The sequence below is a fragment of the Prochlorococcus sp. MIT 0916 genome (genome assembly GCF_047305155.1).
Lineage (GTDB): Bacteria > Cyanobacteriota > Cyanobacteriia > PCC-6307 > Cyanobiaceae > Prochlorococcus_B.
Map to the genome: position 1 here is coordinate 670,805 of NZ_CP138980.1, position 23,942 is coordinate 694,746.

The 23,942-nt window shown below is 34.7% G+C and carries 20 protein-coding genes; 14 read left to right on the forward strand and 6 right to left on the reverse strand.

Translation table 11 applies throughout. The features are described 5' to 3' along the window. Positions 1 to 3: 3 nt before the first annotated feature. Together SIB53_RS03510 and moaC are read right to left on the reverse strand one after the other, a co-directional pair. On the reverse strand, positions 4 to 1,287 hold the full coding sequence (locus SIB53_RS03510) for a molybdopterin molybdotransferase MoeA (protein WP_413678814.1): 1,284 nt from the start codon (positions 1,285 to 1,287) through the stop codon (positions 4 to 6). An 8-nt stretch (positions 1,288 to 1,295) separates the two neighbouring features. After that, complete coding sequence (gene moaC, locus SIB53_RS03515) at positions 1,296 to 1,781, reverse strand: cyclic pyranopterin monophosphate synthase MoaC (RefSeq protein WP_413678815.1); 486 nt, start codon at positions 1,779 to 1,781, stop codon at positions 1,296 to 1,298. Between the two features lie 119 nt (positions 1,782 to 1,900). Between moaC and SIB53_RS03520 the strand changes: the two genes are divergently transcribed. From SIB53_RS03520 to SIB53_RS03555, 8 genes are all read left to right on the forward strand, one after another. Then, a complete protein-coding gene (locus SIB53_RS03520) occupies positions 1,901 to 2,368 on the forward strand; it encodes a nitrate reductase associated protein (RefSeq protein WP_413678816.1) in 468 nt (155 codons plus the stop codon). Positions 2,369 to 2,565: 197 nt separating this feature from the next. Next, positions 2,566 to 3,108, forward strand: coding sequence for an NTP transferase domain-containing protein (locus SIB53_RS03525; RefSeq protein WP_413678817.1), 543 nt, complete (start codon positions 2,566 to 2,568; stop codon positions 3,106 to 3,108). Positions 3,109 to 3,112: 4 nt separating this feature from the next. Continuing rightward, entirely contained in the window at positions 3,113 to 4,159 is a 1,047-nt protein-coding gene (moaA, locus tag SIB53_RS03530; RefSeq protein WP_413678818.1) for a GTP 3',8-cyclase MoaA, read from the forward strand. Between the two features lie 136 nt (positions 4,160 to 4,295). Then, complete coding sequence (locus tag SIB53_RS03535; protein ID WP_413678819.1) at positions 4,296 to 4,469, forward strand: hypothetical protein; 174 nt, start codon at positions 4,296 to 4,298, stop codon at positions 4,467 to 4,469. Positions 4,470 to 5,078: 609 nt separating this feature from the next. Further along, positions 5,079 to 5,393, forward strand: a complete 315-nt coding sequence (locus SIB53_RS03540) for a hypothetical protein (RefSeq protein WP_413678820.1) — start codon at positions 5,079 to 5,081, stop codon at positions 5,391 to 5,393. Between the two features lie 345 nt (positions 5,394 to 5,738). Next, positions 5,739 to 7,280 (forward strand): NarK family nitrate/nitrite MFS transporter, encoded by a 1,542-nt coding sequence (locus tag SIB53_RS03545; RefSeq protein WP_413678821.1) that lies wholly within the window; start codon positions 5,739 to 5,741, stop codon positions 7,278 to 7,280. A gap of 73 nt (positions 7,281 to 7,353) precedes the next feature. Beyond that, positions 7,354 to 9,579 carry a molybdopterin oxidoreductase family protein gene (locus tag SIB53_RS03550; RefSeq protein WP_413678822.1) on the forward strand — a complete coding sequence of 742 codons (2,226 nt, stop codon included), beginning with the start codon at positions 7,354 to 7,356 and terminating at the stop codon, positions 9,577 to 9,579. A 39-nt stretch (positions 9,580 to 9,618) separates the two neighbouring features. Then, positions 9,619 to 10,677: an anthranilate phosphoribosyltransferase family protein gene (locus SIB53_RS03555; RefSeq protein ID WP_413678823.1), complete on the forward strand. Its 1,059-nt coding sequence runs from the start codon at positions 9,619 to 9,621 to the stop codon at positions 10,675 to 10,677. A gap of 22 nt (positions 10,678 to 10,699) precedes the next feature. Here SIB53_RS03555 and SIB53_RS03560 read toward each other — a convergent pair whose 3' ends face one another. Then, positions 10,700 to 11,131, reverse strand: a complete 432-nt coding sequence (locus SIB53_RS03560) for a GNAT family N-acetyltransferase (protein WP_413678824.1) — start codon at positions 11,129 to 11,131, stop codon at positions 10,700 to 10,702. Positions 11,132 to 11,240: 109 nt separating this feature from the next. Here SIB53_RS03560 and SIB53_RS03565 point away from each other — a divergent pair, with 109 nt between their 5' ends. The 4 genes from SIB53_RS03565 to SIB53_RS03580 all read left to right on the forward strand — a co-directional run bounded on the left by SIB53_RS03565 (position 11,241) and on the right by SIB53_RS03580 (position 16,509). Beyond that, positions 11,241 to 12,485, forward strand: coding sequence for an MFS transporter (locus SIB53_RS03565; protein WP_413678825.1), 1,245 nt, complete (start codon positions 11,241 to 11,243; stop codon positions 12,483 to 12,485). Between the two features lie 60 nt (positions 12,486 to 12,545). Continuing rightward, entirely contained in the window at positions 12,546 to 14,675 is a 2,130-nt protein-coding gene (ppk1, locus tag SIB53_RS03570; protein WP_413678826.1) for a polyphosphate kinase 1, read from the forward strand. Between the two features lie 154 nt (positions 14,676 to 14,829). After that, positions 14,830 to 15,852 carry an RpoD/SigA family RNA polymerase sigma factor gene (locus tag SIB53_RS03575; RefSeq protein WP_413678827.1) on the forward strand — a complete coding sequence of 341 codons (1,023 nt, stop codon included), beginning with the start codon at positions 14,830 to 14,832 and terminating at the stop codon, positions 15,850 to 15,852. 3 nt (positions 15,853 to 15,855) lie between these two features. Next, positions 15,856 to 16,509 carry a diacylglycerol/polyprenol kinase family protein gene (locus SIB53_RS03580; RefSeq protein ID WP_413678828.1) on the forward strand — a complete coding sequence of 218 codons (654 nt, stop codon included), beginning with the start codon at positions 15,856 to 15,858 and terminating at the stop codon, positions 16,507 to 16,509. A gap of 10 nt (positions 16,510 to 16,519) precedes the next feature. Here SIB53_RS03580 and SIB53_RS03585 read toward each other — a convergent pair whose 3' ends face one another. Further along, positions 16,520 to 17,590, reverse strand: a complete 1,071-nt coding sequence (locus tag SIB53_RS03585; RefSeq protein WP_413678829.1) for a 3-deoxy-7-phosphoheptulonate synthase — start codon at positions 17,588 to 17,590, stop codon at positions 16,520 to 16,522. Between the two features lie 153 nt (positions 17,591 to 17,743). On the opposite strand from SIB53_RS03585, the gene acnB reads away from it, so the two are divergent. After that, complete coding sequence (acnB, locus tag SIB53_RS03590) at positions 17,744 to 20,344, forward strand: bifunctional aconitate hydratase 2/2-methylisocitrate dehydratase (RefSeq protein WP_413678830.1); 2,601 nt, start codon at positions 17,744 to 17,746, stop codon at positions 20,342 to 20,344. A gap of 10 nt (positions 20,345 to 20,354) precedes the next feature. Then, positions 20,355 to 21,713, forward strand: a complete 1,359-nt coding sequence (locus tag SIB53_RS03595) for a ClC family H(+)/Cl(-) exchange transporter (RefSeq protein WP_413678831.1) — start codon at positions 20,355 to 20,357, stop codon at positions 21,711 to 21,713. Here the strand turns inward: SIB53_RS03595 and SIB53_RS03600 are convergent. Both SIB53_RS03600 and purU read right to left on the reverse strand, forming a co-directional pair. Then, positions 21,705 to 23,024 carry an O-antigen ligase family protein gene (locus SIB53_RS03600; RefSeq protein WP_413678832.1) on the reverse strand — a complete coding sequence of 440 codons (1,320 nt, stop codon included), beginning with the start codon at positions 23,022 to 23,024 and terminating at the stop codon, positions 21,705 to 21,707. The two genes, SIB53_RS03595 and SIB53_RS03600, sit on opposite strands and share 9 nt — an antisense overlap. Further along, positions 23,021 to 23,875 carry a formyltetrahydrofolate deformylase gene (gene purU / locus SIB53_RS03605; RefSeq protein ID WP_413678833.1) on the reverse strand — a complete coding sequence of 285 codons (855 nt, stop codon included), beginning with the start codon at positions 23,873 to 23,875 and terminating at the stop codon, positions 23,021 to 23,023. The genes SIB53_RS03600 and purU overlap by 4 nt, the downstream gene beginning before the upstream one ends. Between the last annotated feature and the right edge of the window lie 67 nt (positions 23,876 to 23,942).

A 23,942-nucleotide genomic window follows, 5' to 3' on the forward strand; every position in this document is an offset into this window, starting at 1 on the left:
GAGCTATAAAATTTTTTTTCTAAAAAGCTGTGCCCAAAGATATGATCCTTTCTTCAATACATCCTTATCGTGTGGTATTTCTATTAATAGATCAGAATCAATTAAAGAAGTAATTTGTGAAGATGATTGTGTAGATGGAATATCCGCGTATAACTCACCTTGCTGATCCACTTTAAGTTTAGATCTAATCAATTCAGGTCTACCTTTTCTTCTTTTAAGATCAGAATTAATTCTGATCTTAAATCTATAGGGTGTTTCTATATTCTTGACTCCACTAAAAACTTGAAATACGGGCCATAAAATTTGCAAGCAAATTACAACTGCAGAAACAGGATTACCTGGTAAACCAAAAAATGGAATATCTTGATCTTGACTAATAAAACCAAATGCAAAGGGTCTACCAGGCTTTAAAAAAAGCTTCCAGAACTTTATTTCTCCAATTTCATTAATAATATTTTTTATATAGTCTTTTTTTCCAACTGAAATTCCACCTATGGAAATTACAATTTGATTATTTTTTGCAAGTTCAATAAGCGAATCCTTTAATTTGAATTTATCGTCTGATTGAATTGATATTTCATTAATATCATATCCAAGATTTTTTATAATACTTTGAATTAAAAAACTATTACTTTCCCAGATTAATCCAGTTGATTTATCTAAACCAGGTTTGATTAATTCGTCGCCTGAAATAAGTAATCCTATTTTGAAAGATTTGAACACACTAATATAACTAATTCCACAACTAGCAAGTAATCCAATAATACTCGGAGTAATTTTTTGACCCTTCGCTAGCACGATCTCTCCTTCCGATAATTGATCATTAACAGGTCTAATCCAAGTACTATTTGTTAAATCGTCTATGAGACGTATTTTCTCAAAAGAGCTGTCTTTTATCATTTCTATTTTTATCTGTTCTAAAGGAATAACCCAAGAGCATTCATCAGGAACTAATGAACCAGTGCTAATAGCAATGGCTTCACCTTCAGAAAGATTTTTAGTGTAAGGTTTACCAGCGGATGAATCTCCAACCACTTTCCAATATTGTCCTTTCTGAGGCTTGGCACAATGACTAACCGCATAACCATCCATTATGGAGGCTCTAAAGCCGGGAATATTCTGTTTTACAAAAATATCTGTTGAAGAAATTTTTTCTAAAGAATTTTCTAAAGGAATACTTTCAAAAGGAATAGTCAAATTATCTAAAATGTTCTTGATTTCCTTTAAAACTTCTTTTCTAGCTTCTTCTACTTTTAATCCCTCCCTTAAAAAAGGCTCTTGAGTCATCAAAAAAATTAATTAGTTTCTCTCCTAAGGATAGCTTTTTTGCCTCCTTTTTTTTCTAAAAGTCGAATTGAATTGATTGTTAAAAAAGGATCGATAGCTTTAAGCATATCGTAAATTGTTAGTAATCCTATAGAGACCGCCGTAAGTGCTTCCATCTCTACACCAGTTTGAGCATTCGTTTTACATAATGCTGTTATTTTTATCGCTCTTTTTTTATTACATAGATCTATATCAATCCTGATATTACTTAAACTTAATAAGTGACAAAGTGGGATTAAATCCGAAGTTTTTTTAGATGCGTTAATTGCGGCAAATCTTGCAGCAGCAAATAAATCTCCTTTTTTTATATTGCCGTCCTTTACATTATCAAATGCTTCCACACTTAAATTAATATATCCTTCAGCAAGAGCTTCTCTATGAGTGCTCATTTTCTCAGAAATATCAACTATAAACATATCTCCCTTCTCATTTAAATGAGTTAGGTTTGAATCCATTTCCTTATTTCTGATTACTTATAATGATAAATAAAAAATAATGATTAATTATTATATGTTAGAGAATAGTAAAATTCACAAATAAGTTATTATGGTAAATTAAATCCGTAGGTTTTGACTTGGAACAATCAAGCCACTGTTTTGAATTTGAAGATGAATTTATTGGTGATCTAAGATGTATACCTTTGTGCGTCCGTAGGAAACTTGATCTTATCGGTTTAAAACTAAAACTTCAACATTGGCAAGAGTTAAGTCATGATGATAAAAGAAAAATAGTTTTTTGGTCAGACTCGATTGAAGACTTAAATGCATTAAAATCCTATTTGATAAATAAAACTAGTTATAGTCGTATAGGTCAAGCAAAAGAAATTTTAATTTCAAAAGATGAGCCCTGGTTGTTATCAGGTAAACTCCCAGACTTTATTGATGTTGAAGCTAACAAATATACATTTCAGATCTCTCAGAGAATATGGTCAAATTTGAGCGAACTTGAAAGGTTCGCTCTATGTAAACTTGCAAGACCTGGACATGAACACCGAAATCTTATTAAAGCTTTTAAAGAAATATTAATCAATTATGATTCTTAGAAATTATAGAACTTGCGAACAGTGAAGATTAGATCGATGAAATTAATATATAATTTATGTTTTCATGATAACAAAATAAATATTTATTCAGGTTTTATGCTACTTTTTAAGTTAGAGAAAAATAAATTATCATTTTAGATAGTTCTACTAAGAAAGAGCTCAAAGCTTGTATTCTCTCTGGGGGGCAAAGTACCAGAATGGGTCAAGATAAAGCACTATTAAAACATCATGAAGGCGATAGCTGGTTATCACATAAATTAAATATTCTGAAAAAACTGGACTTAGAAACTATTCTCTTAACTAATCATAAATCTCATATAAATGAAATTAGTGAATTTCATAAAGTAAATATATTATTTGATCAAAAACCTTTCCATGGACCACTAAATTGTATGGAGTTTTTATATTCAAAATTTTTAGGAAAATATGACTATATACTCTTAATGCCAGTAGATATGCCTTTCATTAATAGCAAGCATATAGAAAATTTTATAAAGTATTGGCAAAAAAATAGAGATATAGCACTTATCGCACATAGCAATAAAATGGCTCAACCTCTACTTGGTATTTATCCTCTAAATCAAAATAACTTAAATAAATTAAATGAAAGACTTCAATTAGGTAAAATAAATTTTCAGGGATGGACAAAATCAATTCCTTTTCATTATTATTTTGCCAAAGACAAAGAATTCGTAAATGTAAACTCATTAAAAGAACTAAAATCACTAAATTATTATTAAAGGTATGATTAAAGATATTCATGATAGAGAGTTAAAAGTTTTAAGGCTTTCATTAACTAATACATGTAATTTTTCATGTCCATATTGTATGCCAGAAAATAATACCTGTTTGACTACATTAACTAATAAGCAATTCCTATCAATAATTAAGGTTGCTTGCAAATTAGGAGTAAACTCACTCAGATTAACTGGGGGAGAACCATTAATAAGCAGCCAGTTGAATAAGCTGATAGAAGAAATTAATACATTAAAGAAAACAAGAAGTCATCCTATAAATAATTTAAAAGACATTGCTATAACTACAAATGGATCATTATTAACAAAAGATAGATGTCAAAATTTATTTGATTATGGACTCAACAGGATCACAGTTAGTCTAGATGCTCTAGATCCAAAAATATTTTTAATAATGACAGGAGATAATAATATGATTTCAGCTAAGAATAAGCTGAATCAAGTTCTCCAAGGCATTGATAATGCCATCCAAGCAGGCTTTAATCCATTAGAGGGTCGGCTAAAAATAAATTGTGTAATCAAAAAGAACATAAATGATAATCAGATCTTAAATCTTGTTCACTTTGCTAAAGCTAAATCTATTGAAATTAGATTCATAGAATATATGGATGTAGGAAATAAGAATAATTGGCAAGCTAATGAAGTTCTAAAATCTCACGAATTAATAAGTATAATAAAAGAACATTTTAAAATTAAAGAAGCTGGAAGATTAAAAGGTAATACAGCACATAAATGGTATATGAAAGATAGCAAAAGTTATATAAGCACTATATCTTCGATATCTAATCCTTTTTGTTCTGACTGCAATAGATTAAGGATTACTAGTGATGGTTTCGCACATACTTGTCTTTTTTCAAACAATGGTTCTGATTTAAAAAAATGGCTCAATCCATCAATTAATGAAAAAGGCTTAGAAGAATTTCTTGAGACAATATGGCTAATAAGAGATGATAAATATAGTGAAAATAGATTTGATAAATCTGAGACATCGAATCCACAAAAATCTCATCCTTCAATGTCGTATTTAGGAGGATAAAATCCACATACACAAAGAAAATGGTATTAATTAGTACATAAATCAAAAAATGTTCTTTAGAAAATGAATTTTCGTATAAATAAAGACAACTTACATACTCAAAATCTAAGAAATTCTCAAAAGTCGTTTCAAAAAAGTGCGCTTTGCTATTAGTTTAGGAATGTTAATGGGTATAACTCATGGTTGGTATATAAGTAAAAGTTATGCCTCTACGAACCAATATAATGATGCTTATTTTCAGTCTGGAGTTAGCCAACTTCCCACCAACTCTTTTCTGAAATCTAAAAATACTGGATGGAATTTCAATTAGTAGATCTTAGTTTGAATTTATTTAACTTATATTTAACTTAAAATGATAATAAGTAAAATCCATACAATTAAATACAGTCAATAAATTTTATTTTTCAATTCATTTATTGTTGCTTTGTATCAACATGAACCACTTTTTAGGAACTTGATGAACTAATATGTATTCATTAATACTTATTTCTTCTTTTTAGATCTTTTTAGGTCTTAGTCGAGAAGTCTTGCATAGTTCATTATTTTCTTCTCATGGATCTCCTTACATACAGAGGTCAAAAATATTTACCTGAGGACATTAAAAATCTTCACTACTCAAACACGAGTTATCTAGATAGGCAAATTAAAGCCAAAATTACAATTGATGAGACTCTATTTTCTTATAGAGGCATAAATTATAAAAAATCAAAACCTCAATAAAGTCAAAAGATACAGCATTCAACTATTTTTGGAAGAATTATTAAATACTTTTGTATTACACCGAACAACAATGCTCTAGAAAAGGGATCATAATAAATATGTAGTGAAGACTACAAAAACGTTCAACTCGCTTCAGCGAGCCGCAAATCGCCTTAAGCCAAGGAACGGGGAGCTTAAGCTAAAACGATCTAAATTCATCATGTCTACAAGTTCCGTACGAAGCACTGAAAGAAGTGCCATTACTGTTTCAGCAGGATTTTTAGGAGCATTCATTATTAGTTCTTTAGCTGTTCAGCTTTTTAGAAGCTATTCCCCTGCTGTTCAAAATAAATTAACTACTGTTGACCCAGTAATTGCTAGTCCTGCCACTCTTTGGTCTGAACTGGGGACACGAGATAACATTATTATTAAACAATCAAATACAAAATTAAATACAAATAGTTCAACTTCTATCAATATTGAACCTGTAATAGCCTCTGAAGCAACTTTATGGTCTCCTCTTTTTGTTGATTGATATTAATCATCTTCAATTGATTAATTGATGCAAATATGATGAATGAGAATTTAGATTATCAGTAAAAATTTTAAACTGAATTCAAGAGAATCAATACATCTGATATCTAATATATTTGTGTTTTTTGGCCACATAATATTAAAGATCTTGAAATCCTCAGACGAATAATTCGTTTTAGTAGCAATAACTACTTAATTAAGCAAATAGGTATAAAACTCTCATTTTTTGTATCGACTACTACCTAGTCGGTGTGTACCGGCTGATTTAATTCTTCAAAACGGTTTGATTTTTTACCGTTTTCAATAGGCAAACTTTTTAAGCCTTCTTTCTTACTTTTTAATTTCAATGCTTGGCAATCTTTGGACATTTCAAGGGAGATATCGAACACTTCATCTCACTTGGTTTGCGTTTTTTCTAACTTTTGTTGTTTGGTTCAATTTGGCTCCCCTTGCTACGACTGTTAAGGCAGACTTGGGACTCACTTTGGGTCAAATTCGAACTGTAGCTATCTGTAATGTTGCATTAACAATTCCAGCGAGAGTCCTCATCGGAATGCTTCTAGATAAATTTGGACCACGTAAAACATACTCAAGTCTTCTCATTTTTTCGGTAGTTCCATGCTTACTTTTCGCCTCAGCAGAAACTTTTAATCAATTAGTTATCGCTCGCTTATTACTTTCAATTGTAGGTGCAGGATTTGTAATTGGTATTCGGATGGTGGCTGAATGGTTCCCACCTAAAGAAATCGGTCTAGCAGAAGGAATATATGGAGGTTGGGGTAATTTTGGCTCGGCTTTCTCGGCTCTGACAATGGTTGCCATTGCTGGGTTACTTTCTTTTTCAGGTGGATTTGAATTACCAACAGGTGCCGTTCTTAACTGGCGAGGTGCTATCGCTGGCAGTGGTCTAATTTCAGCATTGTATGGCATCTTTTATTTCTTTAATGTCAGAGATACTCCTCCTGGAAAAATTTATCAGCGCCCAACTAAAACAGCTGGTCTAGAAGTCACTTCTATGCGAGATTTTTGGGGGCTTTTGGGAATGAATGTACCGTTTGCAGCAATACTTTCTGTTTTGTGTTGGCGGTTAAAGAAAGTTGGTTTCCTTGATGAGGGAACATATCCATTAGCTCTTTTCGCTGTTTTAATTTGGTTCGCTTTTCAGACTTGGGGGATTATTCGTACAAACTCAGAGTTAATTGCAGGAACTAAAATTTATCCAAAAGAAGACCGTTATGAATTTAAACAAGTAGCCATTCTTGAACTCACATATATTGTGAATTTTGGTTCTGAGCTGGCAGTTGTTTCAATGTTACCTACTTTTTTTGAGACAACATTTGATTTACCAAAAGCAACAGCAGGTATTCTAGCCTCCTCCTTTGCTTTCGTTAACCTTGTTGCACGTCCAGCTGGAGGTCTAATTTCTGACAAGCTCGGAAGTAGAAAAAATACTATGAGTTTTCTAACCGGAGGCCTTGGAATTGGATACCTTGTCATGAGTTGGATAAAACCTGGTACTTTTTCAGGGGTAAGTGGAATTCTCGTCGCATTATTCATAACAATGCTGGCTTCCTTCTTTGTTCAAGCAGGGGAAGGCGCTACTTTTGCTCTAGTACCACTTGTTAAACGAAGAGTTACTGGACAGGTCGCTGGTCTTGTTGGTGCCTATGGCAACGTAGGAGCAGTAACTTATCTAACTATTTTTAGTCTTCTACCTATGTGGATGAGTGGAGGTGGAGAAGCGACAGCAGAGATAATTGCTAATTCCAATAGTGCCTTTTTCCAAATCTTAGGAATAGCAGGGCTGATAGTTGCATTCATGTGCTTTTTCTTTCTTAAAGAACCAAAAGGATCCTTCGATGAATTACATGAAGGGGAAATTGCTTAAAATATTAATCAATTTTCAATCAAAACCTTGGGTAGTTACCCAAGGTTTTATTTTCTTATCTCGTTAAATTGAGATGACAGAGAAAATTGAAAATTTAACTACTCAATGTCCATATTGCGGCGTTGGATGTGGTCTAGAAATGCAACCACCAGCTGAAATCGGAAAAGCAGTCCGTAGAGATGCAGATGGTTATCCGATGTGGAGGTCTAGGGGAGATCGCAATCATCCATCCAACCTTGGACAAATATGTATTAAAGGTGCAACCGTAGGAGAAACCTTGTCTCCAGGGAGATTAAAGCAACCTCTGTACCGAGATAATTTCAATGCTAAATATCAACCGATTAGCTGGAATGAAGCTACAGATAAGATAGTTTCACAGATCAAAAAAAGTTTGATCAAAAAAGGTCCAAACTCTATAGCGATGTACGGTTCTGGACAATTTCATACTGAAGACTACTATATTGCTCAAAAATTACTCAAAGGAGCTTTAGGTACAAATAATTTTGATGCAAATTCAAGACTATGTATGAGCTCAGCTGTCGCTGGATATAATTTAAGTCTTGGATCAGATGGCCCTCCATGTTGTTATGAAGATCTTGATCACTACACCGTTGCATTTCTTATTGGCACAAATACTGCGGAATGCCATCCAGTGCTTTTTCAACGTCTACTCAAAAGAAAAAAACAACATCGTGATAAAGTAAAAATTGTTGTTATAGATCCAAGATTAACCGACACTGCAAAAGCAGCTGACATTTATCTGCCTATTGCTCCAGGCAGTGACTTAGCTCTGTTATATGGTATTGCCCATTTGATTCTGAAAAAAAATGGGCAAAATACAGAATTTATTGAAAATCATACAGATAAATATTCAGAATTCCTAGAGATTATAAAAAATTGGACACCACGAAAAGTTGCTCGCTTTTGTGGTATCCCAGAAAAAAAATTAGAAGAAGTAGCTAATATGTTTAATCATCACGAAAGGGTACTCAGTCTTTGGTCAATGGGTGTAAATCAACGCAGAGAAGGTACTGCAGTTGTTGGCGGACTTATCAATCTACATCTACTTACCGGGCAAATTGGGAAAGAAGGAGCAGGACCTTTTTCACTTACTGGTCAACCAAATGCAATGGGAGGACGTGAAGCAGGAGGCCTATCTCATCTACTTCCTGGTTATCGACATGTTGCTAGTAAAAAACATAGACAAGTAGTCGAAAATCACTGGGATTTTCCTGCTGGAAGTATCTCTGAAAAACCAGGTTTAAATGCCTGGCAACAAATTGAAGCAATGGAAAAAGGAGAAATAGATCTTTGGTGGGTGGCTGCAACTAATCCACTTGTAAGCATGCCTGATCTAAATCGAGTGAAAGCAGCAATAAAAAACTGTTCACTAGTTGTTTTATCTGAAGCATATGTAAATACAGAAACCTCTCATTACGCCCACCTATTATTACCCGCTGCACAGTGGAGTGAGAAAGCCGGTGTGATGACTAACTCAGAAAGGCGAATTACTTATTGTCCAGCTTTTCGTCCTTGCTTTGGTCAAAGTCGTCCAGATTGGGAAATCTTTGCTGAAGTAGGCCAAAAACTTGGCTTTATTGATCAATTTACTTACGATTCTTCTTCTGAGGTATATTCAGAATTCACCGCTCTGACAAGTGGTCGTCTTTGTGATATTTCGGGTCTTAATCATGAATTACTAAAAAGCATTGGTCCCCAACAATGGCCATTTCCAAGAAAGAGTAATCCTACGAAAGAAGCCAAGCGACTTTATGAAGATAAAAAGTTTGCAACACCTAATGGTCGAGCCCAGTTTTACACTAAGCAACCTCTGGGAATTGCTGAGCCTCCATGCGATATGTACCCGTTAGTCTTAACTGTTGGGCGTTACCTTGGACAATGGCATACCATGACTCGTACTGGAAAAGTAAATCGACTCAATAAAATGCACCCTGAACCATTACTTGAAATTCATCCTATGGATGCAAAAGATATGAATATCAAAGATGGTGAGTTATCTGCTCTTAATTCTCGTAGAGGATATCTTACGGTACGTGTAAAAGAAACTGACCGTATACGTCGAGGCACCGTTTTTCTTCCAATGCACTGGGGCTTCACTCAAACAAATCACTGTGAAACAAATAACTTGATGCATGAACAATCATGTCCCGTATCTAAACAGCCTGAACTAAAAGCAAGTGCTGTAATTGTGGCTCCAGTGAATCCTGTCAATCAACCAATTGAAAACGATGAAATAGGATTTGTTAAATACGTAAAAGAAATCGTCAATATGCAATAAAAAATTGGGGACAACACTTCCTTTTGAGAAATAATTCCTATGTCGAACAACTACGAAGAATTTAAAACCTATTTAAAAAAAATAGGTAGTGGTGAGTTTACGGGTAAAAGTCTGACTCGCGAAGAAACTAAATCCGCTATTAAGCTGATGCTAAAAGGAGAGGCAAGTGCAGCACAAATTGGTGGCTTCATGATTGCGCATAGAATTAGACGTCCTATCCCTGAAGAATTAGCCGGGATGATTGATGCCTATATAGAACTTGGACCAAAAATTCAATCACCCATTAATCAACGTCAACCTATATTTTTTGGGATGCCTTTTGATGGTCGAAAAAAAACAGCCCCTATTTACCCTCTAACAACTTTACTATTACTAACTCAGAAACAGCCTGTTATTTTGCATGGGGGTTCTCGTATGCCTGTGAAATATGGCGTTACCCATAACGAACTCTTTCAAGCTTTAGGAATAAATTTAACCGGTCTATCCATAGACCAACTGCAAAGTTTTTTCAACCATAACGACCTAGCTTTAATACATCAGCCAGATCATTTTCCACTAGCTGAAAATTTAATTCCTTATAGAGATCAAATAGGTAAGCGACCACCTATAGCAAGTATGGAATTAATCTGGACATGTCATCAAGGAAATCATCTACATATAAGTGGCTATGTTCATTCGCCTACTGAAGAAAGGCACTGGAAAACACTTGAGCTTATGGCTGAAGAAAACGTAATTACTGTTAAAGGCCTTGAAGGTGGGGTCGATCTTTCAATAAGTCGTTCATCAACAATTGGTCAGTATAAAAATCAAAATGGAACTAGAGCAGTTTTTCATCCCAAAGACTTTAAATATTCAGGACAAGATCTTGAATGGACCAACATCGAAGACTGGCAGAGACTTGCTTTCCAAGCTCTTAATGGCGAAGGTCCTTTAACTAAAGCACTAGAGTGGAATGCTGGTATTTACTTTTTTTATGCAGGCATAAGTTCTGATATTGAAGAAGGAATTAATAAAGCGAAAGAAATACTTCATTCAGGATTAGCTTTAAAGTACTTAAAAAAATTAATCAATTGGAGACAAGCAAATATTGATTCATAAGAAGATCTTTTAAAAAAGACATTCAATGCAAAGTTTTTGCCATTAAATAGCGAGAAAAATGAACACCTCCTATTTGAATTTCATCAGGAGCAATAATTATCCATCCATGACGTAAAAGTAATTGATAGCTACATAAACTTGCCTCTGTTTTTAAATTTATAGGTCTATCTTTGAGAGTATCTTCCTCAATTTGATGTAATAAAGCTGTAGCGTGACCCTGGCGTGACGAACGCCCTCGGCAATAAAGTAATGCCAAACGATTAGTTGGATATCTCAAAGCAAATGCTTCAATAGTCTTATTAACACAACTCACCCAACCAACTCCTTGCTTCAGAGGTTTATCTAAAATCCCAGGGAGATAAGCCAAGGAAGACCAAGCATCAATCTGTTGTTGGCTATACAAGGACTTATCGCAAGTTCGAATAGCATCTTCATAAACTTCTCTCAGAGCCATTTCATCAGAACTCTCACAAGGTCGCAAATATCGATTTAGACTGTTTTCATTAAATGAAGCCAAGTTCTCTGACAGTATGAGAGGGTGAATAAATTATGAGCCATTTGCTTTGAGAAGGCTAAAGATTCCTACTCTTTTAGGAGCTTTCATAACACTTCTGGATGATCGCTTAGGTGAAACTATTGTTTTACCTTTATTACCTTTTTTATTAGAAAAATTCACCACAAGCGCGACGACTCTTGGTTTCTTAACTGGAACCTATGCAATATCCCAGTTTGCTGCAGCCCCACTGATTGGTGCTATGAGTGATCGTTTTGGTCGTAAGCCGATCATCATCACATGTGTATCAGGTTCAGTAATAGGAATATGTTTATTTGCAATAACTGTAAGTCTAAATTGGGATAATTATTTACCTTTATGGGCCTCAATTTTGCCATTATCTTTGCTATTTTTAGCAAGAATAATTGATGGTATAAGTGGAGGTACTGCAGCTACTGCAACTACTATACTTGCTGATATTTCAACTCCCGAAAATCGAGCAAAAACCTTTGGGTTGATAGGAGTAGCGTTTGGCTTAGGTTTTATTCTAGGGCCAGGATTAGGGACAGCTCTAGCAAAATTTAGTGTAACTTTACCAGTATGGGTGGCAAGCGGATTTGCAATATTTAATTTGATTTTTGTAATTTTATTTTTACCAGAAACACTACCTAAAAATAAAAGAAATCTACTACCAAGAAAAAGAGATTTAAATCCAATTAGTCAGCTATTAATTGTATTCACAAATCCTTTAGCTAGAAGACTTTGCTTCTCATTTTTTATTTTCTTTATGGCATTCAATGGTTTTACAGCTGTTTTAGTCCTTTATTTAAAAGAAAAATTTGAATGGAGTCCTGAATTATGTAGTGCCGCTTTCATTGTAGTTGGTGTCATAGCGATGATTGTCCAAGGAGGACTAATTGGTCCACTTGTGAAAAGATTTGGGGAATCGAGATTAACTTTTACTGGTATTGGCTTTGTAATGACTGGATGTATTCTTTTAACTCTTGCAAATATAGACACGTCAATTCCTCTTGTATTTAGTGGCGTAGCAATACTTGCAATGGGAACTGGACTAGTAACTCCTAGTTTAAGAGCACTAATCTCGAGAAGATTAAGTTCAATAGGGCAAGGAGCAGTATTAGGCAATCTGCAGGGGTTACAAAGTCTGGGAACTTTTCTTGGGGCAATAGCAGCAGGACGCTCATATGATCTTTTTGGACCGAGAAGTCCATTTTTTGGAACTATCTTGCTTCTATTAATTGTTATGTTTTTAATCTCAGGAACAAGTCTTAACAAGCAAAGAGTAATCTCCTAGACTTATAGACTATCAAGATATTAAAATAACATCTAACAATAGGATAAATTTGTTGTAGATATGACTAGTCTAAAAATCAATAATGAAAATTATATAAATCGTGAAATAAGTTGGATTGATTTTAATAAACGTGTTTTAGAACTTGCTATAGAAGAAGAAACGCCATTACTAGAAAAAATTAAATTTAGTTCAATCTTTAGCAATAATTTAGATGAGTTTTTTATGGTTAGAGTTGCTTCATTAAAATCACAAGTAGAAGGTGGAATCTCAAAAAGAAGCCAAGACGGAAAATCTCCTGAAGAACAACTTATTGAAATTCGTAATTATTTAGATCCTATTTTAAAAACGCAGCAATATAAAACCAGACAATATATAAAAGAAGATTTTAAAAAAAATAATATATTTATACTTGAATACAATGAATTAAATAAAAGGCAAAAGATTTGGATAGATAATTATTTTACAACTGCAATTTTTCCTATATTAACCCCCTTAGCAGTTGATCCTTCTCATCCATTCCCCTTCATTAGTAATCTCAGTTTGAATTTAGCTGCAATTATCGTCGACAGTGAATTAAATAAAGAACAATTTACGCGCATAAAAATTCCTAGGGAAAGTATTTCTAGATTTATAAGTATTCCAATTGAACTTCATGAGAATGAATCAACAAAATATACAGGAATTCCCATTGAACAAATCATTGCAAATAACTTGTCCATGCTTTTCCCTGGAATGGGTGTTAAAGAATATTCGTTCTTTCGCGTTACGAGAGACGCAGATCTAGAGCTTCGGGATATTGAAGCTGATGATTTAATGAGCGCACTTGAAGAAGGTTTACGCAAACGTCGTAAAGGAGGTGAAGTAGTTAGGCTAGAGGTCTCTACAAATACGCCAAAAGTCATTCTTGAGCTTTTACAAGAAGGCATGAATGTTGACAAAGAAAATTTATATCAAATTGAGGGCTTACTAGCATTAGATGAATTAATAGAATTAACAACTTTCAATCTTCCAAAATTAAAATTTAGAGAGCATCAAGGCATTACTCATCATTCACTCAAAAACAGTCAGTTGCGAGACCAAGAAGAATTAGATACTAGAAATCAAAGTAACTTTAAAAGTATATTCTCCATAATTCGCCGTAATGACTTACTAGTCCATCACCCATACAATCTTTTTTCGACATCAGTCGAAGAGTTCATAAATCAAGCTGCGGAAGATAAGCAAGTCATGGGAATCAAAATGACCTTGTATAGAATTTCAAAAGACTCTTTAATTATTGATGCACTAATAAGAGCGGCTGAGAAAGGTAAGCAAGTAATGGCTCTCGTTGAACTAAAAGCAAGATTTGATGAAGATAATAATATCCAATGGGCAAAACAATTAGAGCAAGCTGGGGTTCACGTTGTTTATGGAGTCATTGGACTGAAGACTCATACAAAAATCGCTTTAATCATAAGAAAAGAAAAAAATAGATTAAGAACATACTTTCATATTGGGACTGGTAATTATAATTCAAAAACTTCTAAAACATATACAGATTTTGGCTTACTGTCTTGTCAGCCTGAGCTTGGTCAAGATCTTATTGAACTGTTTAATTATCTGACAGGATTTGCAAAACAACAATCCTACAGAAAATTATTAGTCGCACCGGTAACTCTTAGAAATGGAATAGAAAAACTAATAAAGAGAGAAATTAATTATGCGAAAAATGGTTTGCCAGCAAGAATAATAGCCAAAATGAATTCCCTAGTAGATCCAGAAATTATAAAACTACTTTATATAGCATCACAAGAAGGAGTAAAAATTGAACTTATAATTAGAGGTATGTGCTGCCTATATCCTCAGAAACAAGGCTTAAGCGAAAACATAAAAGTAACAAGCATTATTGGTAGGTTTTTAGAGCATTCAAGAATCTTTTGGTTTAATAACGATGGCGATGCAGAAGTATTTATTGGTAGTGCAGATTGGATGAGGCGTAATTTAAATAGAAGAGTTGAAGCAGTTACACCTATTGAAGACAATAAAATTAAAAAAGAAATTAAACATTTATTGGATTCTTATTTAGAAGAAAATAAAGACTCTTGGAATATGCAAAGTGATGGTAGCTACACCAAAACTCAAATAATGAATGATAAGAAAAAATATATTCAAGAAAAAATTATTAAGCTATACAAAAAAGAAGAAAGCTAATATTTTAAAGTTTTTTTGCAAAACTTTTAATCTATTTTTTTGATGCGCTTTATACCTAATTAAGGAAAAAGACATGAATTTTTCGTTTCAATTAGTCAACTTCTCCCTATAAGTGCTAGCTTCTTAATAAATCTAATTTCAAGAGGCCAGGGTGATGGGGATCCCGCTGGAATCTGCCAAGGAGATTTCTGATTGTTCATCAGAGAATTCCAATTCGGCAAGCACAAATCAAAAACTATCTACATCAACTGTAAGTAGTCAAAAATCTCGAAGTCCTAGAAGACAAAGTAATCGCCTAGCAACTGATGCGATAGGTTTCTATCTCACAAGTATTGGAAGAGTTCCACTTCTGACTCCTGCAGAAGAAATTGAACTTGCTCATCATGTCCAACAAATGAAAGATTTGTTGAGTCTTCCGCTTGAACAACGCTCTACCCGTCAGAAACACAAAATAAAAATGGGTAAGCGAGCAAGAGATCGCATGATGGCTGCAAACCTGAGACTAGTTGTAAGCGTTGCAAAAAAATATCAAAATCAAGGTCTCGAATTACTTGATTTAGTACAAGAAGGTGCAATTGGGTTAGAAAGAGCTGTTGATAAATTTGATCCTGCAATGGGTTATAAATTCTCAACCTATGCATACTGGTGGATAAGACAAGGAATGACTCGTGCCATTGATAACAGTGCTAGAACTATTCGACTGCCAATACATATAAGCGAAAAACTTTCAAAAATGCGCCGTATATCCCGAGAATTATCCCATCGATTTGGTAGGCAGCCAAATAGACTAGAGTTAGCAAACGCAATGGGAATAGAACCTCAAGACCTAGAAGATCTAGTGTCGCAAAGTGCGCCATGCGCATCTCTTGATGCTCACGCGAGAGGCGAAGAAGATCGTAGTACTCTTGGAGAACTAATTCCCGACCCAAATTCTGATGAGCCCATGGAAGGGATGGATAGAAGTATTCAAAAAGAACACCTTGGAGGATGGTTATCTCAATTAAATGAGAGAGAGCAAAAAATCATGAGACTTCGCTTTGGACTTGATGGTGAAGAACCACTTACTCTCGCTGAAATTGGAAGACAAATAAATGTGTCGAGAGAGCGTGTAAGACAACTTGAGGCAAAAGCAATTTTAAAATTGAGAGTAATGACTACTCATCAAAACGCTGCTTAAACATTGCCTATTAAAATAGCTATTGTAGTTATTGCTTTATGGATAACAATAATTTTATTGATTGCATTTTCATGTAAAAGATATTTCCCTAAAAAAGAAGAGTTAAGTAGAAAAATTATTCATATTGGAACTGGGCCTGTAATTCTTTTAGCTTGGTTATTTGATATTCCAAAAAACATTGCTTTCTTCACAGCTTTATTGATCACGATAGCCTTGGGTGTTAATTACCAATATCGTTTATTACCTGCCATTGAGGATATCGAAAGAAAAAGTTTTGGAACAATTGCATATGGTATCAGTATCACAATTTTACTTTTACTTTTCTGGCCTCGCTATGCATCATCTATTTCCATAGGAGTACTATCAATGGCTTTTGGTGATGGATTAGCAGGTTTACTTGGAAGATCTCTTAAGTCTCCAAAATGGTCAATCCTGGGTCAAACAAAATCAGTTATTGGAACATTAACAATGGGTTCAGTGGTAGCTATGACAACTTCAATTATCTCTTCAACTAATAATTTAGGTATACAGCCTCTAGAAATTATAGTCATCTCGCTAATAGCAACTTTTTTAGAACAAATAAGTCCTTGGGGTATTGACAATTTAACTGTTCCTATTGGAGTAACTTGTATAGGGATATGGTTAATAGGAACATAAAAAACTAGATTTATTTGACTGATTCAGCAAGTTCTTCTAATAAAACTTCAGTTGTAGAGAAGTTTATACATGCATCTGTAACACTTTGCCCATAGGTGAGTTTTGACAAATCTGAATTTAATTTCTGATTACCCTCAACAAGATGACTTTCAATCATTACACCCATTATGTTTTTTGATCCACCTTTTAACTGTGATGCAACATCCCGTAAAACTTCTGATTGTCTACGAAAATCCTTATTTGAGTTACCATGACTACAATCAACCATAACTTTTCCAGGCATCTTAGATTGTGCCAATTCATCTGCAATTAAATTAATTGCATCAAGATGATAATTAGTTCCATTCTTACCACCTCTTAAAACAAGATGACCATCTGGATTGCCTGTAGTACTAACTATCGAAGCGTGACCATCGTGATTAATTCCTAAAAAATGATGAGGTTTTGAAGCCGCTTGCATTGCATTAATCGCTATCGTTGCTGTCCCATCAGTACCATTCTTATAACCAACCGGCATTGATAATCCAGACGCCATTTCACGATGAGTCTGACTCTCTGTCGTTCTTGCTCCAATAGCAGTCCAACTAATTAAATCAGCAATATATTGAGGAACAACTGGATCAAGTAATTCGGTTGCAGCAGGCATTCCTTTTTTGGCTAAATCAAGTAATAGACCTCTTGCCTTTCTTAAACCTGTATTAATATCGTAAGAATTATCAAGATGAGGGTCATTAATCAGTCCTTTCCAACCAACAGTTGTGCGAGGTTTCTCAAAATAAACACGCATAACAATTTCTAAATTCTGACTATATTTCTCCCTCAATGAAGCTAAGCGATTTGCATATTCAATAGCAGCATCAACATCATGAACCGAGCATGGTCCAACAATAACCAACATTCTTGGATCAATACCATGAAGAATTGATTGAATCTTTTTGCGAGTAGTAGAGACCACTTCAGAGGCTGCCTTATCTAAAGACAAATCTCTATGAAGTAATGCTGGTGACATTAATGGACGAGTCTCGACCACATGAAGGTCTGAGGTGCTATCCACCATTGAAAAATATGATGAGGTGGACATTTAAAGCGTGATCATAGATATAAGATTAGAGAAGTATCAGTCATAGGGGGGTAATAAGTTGCATTATCTGAATGTTTGTTCAAGAAACATGCGGTTGTAAACAATGAAAACAAAAGACTCTCACTCAAATACATTCTCTATTGAGATTTAAAAATGCTAAAAAATTACTTATCACATGTTGCAGACAGAGAAGCGCTTGGAATCCCTCCGCTTCCTTTAGATGCAAAACAAACTAAAAATTTAACAGAATTATTAGAAAAACCAGATAACGAATTCGATCAAAACTTCTTAGTTGATCTTCTTATTAATCGAATTCCTCCTGGAGTTGATCAAGCCTCTTATGTCAAAGCGACTTGGCTTAGCTCAATTGCTCAAGAAGAATCAAAAAGTCCATTAATAAGCCCTTTAAAAGCAACTGAGCTTTTGGGTACAATGATTGGCGGATACAATGTAGCAGCATTAATTGAAATACTAAAGTCTAATAATAAGGAATTAGCAGCTTCAGCCTGCGATGGATTAAGTAATACTCTTTTAGTTTATGATGCGCTAAATGATATTTTAGAATTAGCAAAAACTAATATTTATGCAGAAAAAGTTATAAATAGCTGGTCCAATGGAGAATGGTTCACCAATAAACGACCTTTAGCTGAAGAAATAACAGTAACAGTATTTAAAGTTGAAGGAGAAACAAATACAGACGATCTCTCTCCAGCTACTCATGCCACAACAAGACCAGATATTCCTTTACATGCTCTAGCGATGCTAGAGACACGAGATCAAAATGGTTTAAGCACTATTGAAAAATTAAAAGAGAAAGGACATGCTATTGCATATGTTGGCGATGTAGTTGGAACAGGAAGCTCTCGAAAATCAGCAATAAACTCTGTGCTTTGGCATACAGGACAAGACATACCATACGTACCAAATAAACGAGGAGGTGGTGTTGTAATAGGAGGCAAAATTGCTCCTATTTTCTTTAATACTGCCGAAGATTCAGGTGCACTTCCCATTGAATGCGATGTAAGCAATCTCAAAACAGGAGATGTCATCACTATTTTTCCTTACAAAGGAGAAGTTAGAAGGAGTGACAATGAGATCAACAGTGGAGAACTTCTATCAAAATTTAATTTAAAACCACAAACTATTACTGATGAAGTAAGAGCAGGTGGGCGAATTCCTTTAATGATTGGAAGAGCTTTAACAGACAAAGTTAGAGCAAAATTAAAACTTCCCCCCTCTACTCTTTTTATTCGTCCTGGACAGCCACCTGCATCAAAGGATGGGTTTACACAAGCTCAAAAAATGGTAGGAAAAGCTTGCGGTTTAGCAGGCGTGCTCCCTGGTGCAAGTTGTGAGCCAATAATGACAACAGTTGGTAGTCAAGATACTACTGGTCCGATGACTAGAGATGAAATGAAAGAATTAGCCTGTTTAGGATTTTCTGCAGATTTAGTTATGCAGAGTTTCTGTCATACCGCAGCATATCCCAAGCCCGTTGATATCAAAACTCAAAAAGAACTCCCTGATTTTTTTGCTGAAAGAGGAGGCATAGCATTAAAACCCGGCGATGGAATTATTCACAGTTGGCTAAATAGAATGCTATTACCGGACACAGTCGGGACAGGTGGCGATAGTCATACACGATTCCCATTAGGCATCTCATTTCCAGGAGGTTCGGGAGTTGTGGCATTTGCTGCAGCCATTGGTTCCATGCCTTTAGATATGCCAGAGTCAGTGCTTGTAAGTTTTAAAGGGTCTTTACAAACTGGCGTCACGTTAAGAGATGTAGTAAATGCCATTCCATGGATGGCTATCCAAAAAGGTCTTCTGACCGTAGCAAAAGAGAACAAAGTTAATGTATTTAATGGAAAAATATTAGAAATTGAAGGTCTACCAAACTTAAAATTAGAGCAAGCCTTTGAGTTGACTGATGCAAGTGCAGAAAGATCTTGTGCTGGCTGTACTATTCAACTCTCTGAATCAACAATTAGTGAATATTTAAAAAGCAATATTGTTTTACTTAAAAATATGATTGCTAGGGGATATAAAGACGCAAGAACAATCAGTAGAAGAATTAAAGAAATGGAAGATTGGTTAAAAAAACCAGATTTACTATCAGCCGACTCAAATGCTCAATACTCAGAAATCATCGAAATCGACTTGAATGAACTCAAAGAACCTGTTTTAGCTTGTCCGAATGATCCTGATAACGTAAAGCTTTTAAGCGAAGTCGCAGGCACTCCGATTCAAGAAGTTTTTATCGGTTCGTGTATGACTAATATTGGTCATTATCGAGCCGCTGCAAAAATTCTCGAAGGAGAAGGAAAAATAGCCGCACGATTATGGGTATGTCCGCCAACACGAATGGACGAGGAGGTTTTGAAAAAAGAAGGATACTATGAAATCTTTGAAAAAGCTGGTAGCCGAATGGAAATGCCTGGTTGTTCTCTATGTATGGGCAATCAAGCTCGTGTAGAAGATAATTCAACTGTTTTCTCAACCAGTACAAGAAATTTCAATAACAGATTAGGAAAAGGAGCTCAGGTGTTCTTAGGAAGTGCAGAACTGGCCGCTGTTTGCGCTTTGTTGGGTCACATACCTACAACTTATGAATATCTTGCAATAGCTTCCAAAAAAGTTTCCCCTTTAAATGACGAAATATACAGATATTTAAACTTTGATGAAATACCAAACTTTATCGAAGATGGCCGTGTAATAACAAAAGAAGAAGAAGCCTCTATTTTACAAACCTAAATTGATTGAAATGCTCAACAGTCAAATTCAAAATCCCGTAAAAAAAAAATCAAGTCAAAGCATAAAAAAACTTCTTCAAAGGAAATGGCTAAATGTAATTCTTGCTCTCATACTTACAGGTTTAGGAGCAGCATTAACAGGAATATTATTTAAAACTGGAATTCATGCATTAGAAGATTATCGATCAAATCTTCTTTCATATATACCTAGATGGATAGTTTTACCAATATTAGGAGCATTAGGAGGCTTGATGTCAGGATCGCTCATTCAAAATTTTGCCCCTGCAGCAAAAGGAGCAGGAGTAAGTCACATCATTGCATTTCTTCGCCATAAGCCAGTCCCTATGGGATTAAGAGTTGGAATCGTCAAACTATTTGCTGGAATAATTGCTATTGGCAGTGGATTTCCACTAGGCCCAGAAGGCCCAGCAGTACAAATGGGAGGATCTGTTGCCTGGAAAATGGCAAAATGGCTAAAGGCCCCTATTTCATTTCGCAGAGTCATAGTTGCAGCAGGAGGAGGAGCAGGAATTGCCGCAATTTTCAGTGCACCTATTGGAGGCTTTGTCTATGCAATTGAAGAACTTCTAAATTCAGCCAGACCAGTAGTCCTCTTACTAGTAGTAGTAACAACATTCTGGGCTGATAGTTGCGCTGATATTTTGCAAGCGATTGGACTAGATCAAAAAGCTGGTGGATTTATTAATAATTTAGGTTTTCAATTAGAGAGAGCATATACACCAGTCATCGAATTCTTTCCAATAGATTTTTTATACTTAATAGTTTTAGGAATCTTAATTGGATTCTTAGCAGAAATATATTGCAAATATGTTTTAAAGATGCAAGTCCTAGGAAATAAATGGTTTAAAAATAAAACCATTCACAGAATGAGTTTATCTGGATTATTACTTGGCTCGATGTATTCAATAATTCCAGAAAGTTTTCATAATATCGAAGGATTACAAAATATTATTGTTAATGAAAGTAGTAGTTTTACACTCGCAATAAGTATATTTTTAATTTTATTTTTTGCTTCTGGCTTGGCAGCCGCATCGGGAGCTCCAGGTGGTTTATTTTATCCAATGCTCACCCTAGGCGGAGCGATAGGCTTAGCCAGCGGAATAGGAGTAGAAACATTGACGGGCCATGTGCCAACAACCTATATTTTCGCAGGAATGGGAGGATTTGTAGCTGGATGCTCAAGAACCCCTTTAACAGCAATGTTTTTAGCCTTCGCATTAACTAAGAATCTGTTAATACTTAAGCCACTCTTGATTACCTGTATTGCTAGCTTTTTAACTGCAAGAATATTTAATGAACATTCAATTTACGAAAGACAAATTACAATTGAAGAAGGAGAGTTAGTATAAAACTTTTTCAAAATTTTTTAATGAAATATTATTACTTGTAGAATTGTAGATCATGCATCTAAGACCTATCAACAATATCCAACCTAAGATATTTATTCTGCTATCAAATAGTGGGATATCTGTCGCATGAAAACAAATTAGAATTAAAGTAGAAGTCCACCAAGCTCTATCAATTACTATATTTTTTTGAATATTAAAATTATTAAATATTCTATAAAAGGAAGAAATTAATAATAAGCTAAACACAAATATATTTATCAACAAAGAGACTACTAGGCCATGGCTAATTGCTAATTCTAAAGGCAAATTATGAGAATGGCCATGAGATAATCCTGTCCTTAAAGGATAAAGGATAGAAAAAGCTGCTGCCCCCCAACCCAACCATGGTTTTTCAAAAATTAAATTAAGTCCTATTTTCCATTGACCAATACGTGTTGCATCAAAAGGTCTAGTATCAGCAAATTGCATATCATTTAGTCTCATCCAAATAGATTCAGGAACAATACTCCTTGCCAATTGTTGAATTCCAAAATCAAAAACTGGTAAAATCGCAATAAACACCGGAAGAAAGAAAATAAGCATTAAAGGTATTAACCAGCTCCATGATGCTGAGCCAAAAACTAATGGTAAACCCATAAAAATTGCACCCCATGCGTTTCGAGAGTCAGTCAAAATCATTGCTGAAACAAAAGCAATTAAAAAAGCACAGGGAATAACTCGGTTTCTTCCGACAAGAAAAGGATGCAGAACTGACGCCAAACAGAATGGCCATACCCCCGATAACCATGCAGCAGTAATATTCGCGTAATCGAACAACCCAGACAATCTTCCTAAAGGCTCTCCTCCTGGAGCAATAAACCAAATTATTAAACCATCAAAAATCTGCCAAGGCCCCTCCCATCCAAGCCATAACTGGCCAAAGCCTGTTATTAAAACAGGAAGACTTCCTAATACAAGCCAAGAAGCACATTTTTTTCTTCTTTCAGAGGTTAACAAATATGGTTGTAAACCCCAAAAACACCAGAAGAATGGCAACCAATTAAAAAGACCAAGCCAAGCTAGCCAACCAGTATGAGAACGAATACAACCAATTATCATCAACAAAGTAACTAATATTAGAGGATAATTCCAATATTCCCTGAAAAAGAGATCCTTTCTTTTAAGACTTCCGTCTACAAGAGCTACAAGCAAAAATATATAAGAAATTAACGCGCTAGACGGCAAACAAAATACACCTAACTGAAAACAACTCCAGCCAATATTATCTGAAAAATTTTTCTTTAAATATAGAATATAGGCATTATTATTCATGTAAATACAGCCGTTCTACCTCTATAAACAATAACTTGTCTTCTTAAATGCAATCTTAAAGCTCTTGCTAAAGCGACTCGCTCCAAATCTCTACCCTTTCTTACTAAATCTGATACTTCATCACGATGACTCACATTAGATATAGTCTGTTCAATTATGGGACCAGCATCAAGATCCTTAGTTACATAATGCGCTGTTGCACCAATTAATTTTACCCCTCTTTCCCAAGCCTGATGATATGGTTGAGCTCCTTTAAAAGCAGGCAGAAAAGAATGATGAATATTGATGAGGTGAGGAAACTTCTCTAAAAATGAACTACTTAAAATCTGCATATATTTAGCCAAAACCCCTAAATCAATTTTATAATCATTTAGTAGATCTAATATTTTACTTTCGGAATCTACTTTATTATTTTTATCTACTTCTATAAGCTTAAAAGGAATCGCAAAACTTGAACAAATTCCCTCTAAATCTGAATGATTTGATATAACTAAAGGTACATTCATACATAATTCACCTGCCTTCACTCTCCATAAAAGATCAACTAAACAATGGCTCTGCTTACTAACAAAGATTGCTACATTTGGAAAATCATCAGAGAAGCTCAAGACGGCTTTTCCATTCAATCGCTGCTCAAGTAAAATTACTTCAGATTTGATTTCGTTTTTATCAAGCAGAAATCCATCTAAATCCCACTCAATTCGACTTAGAAACAATTTTGCATCTGCATCTGTATGGTGATCAGCATGTCTAATATTGCCATTTTTACTTGCTATCCAACTTGCCAAATCACTGACAAGTCCTGGCTTATCAGGACAAATGAACTGCAAGATAACTGTTTTGACGCTCACTACAGCTATATCCTTAAACTATTCTCTTTTTTAGACCACTCATTGAAAATTAACAAGCAAATTTCAT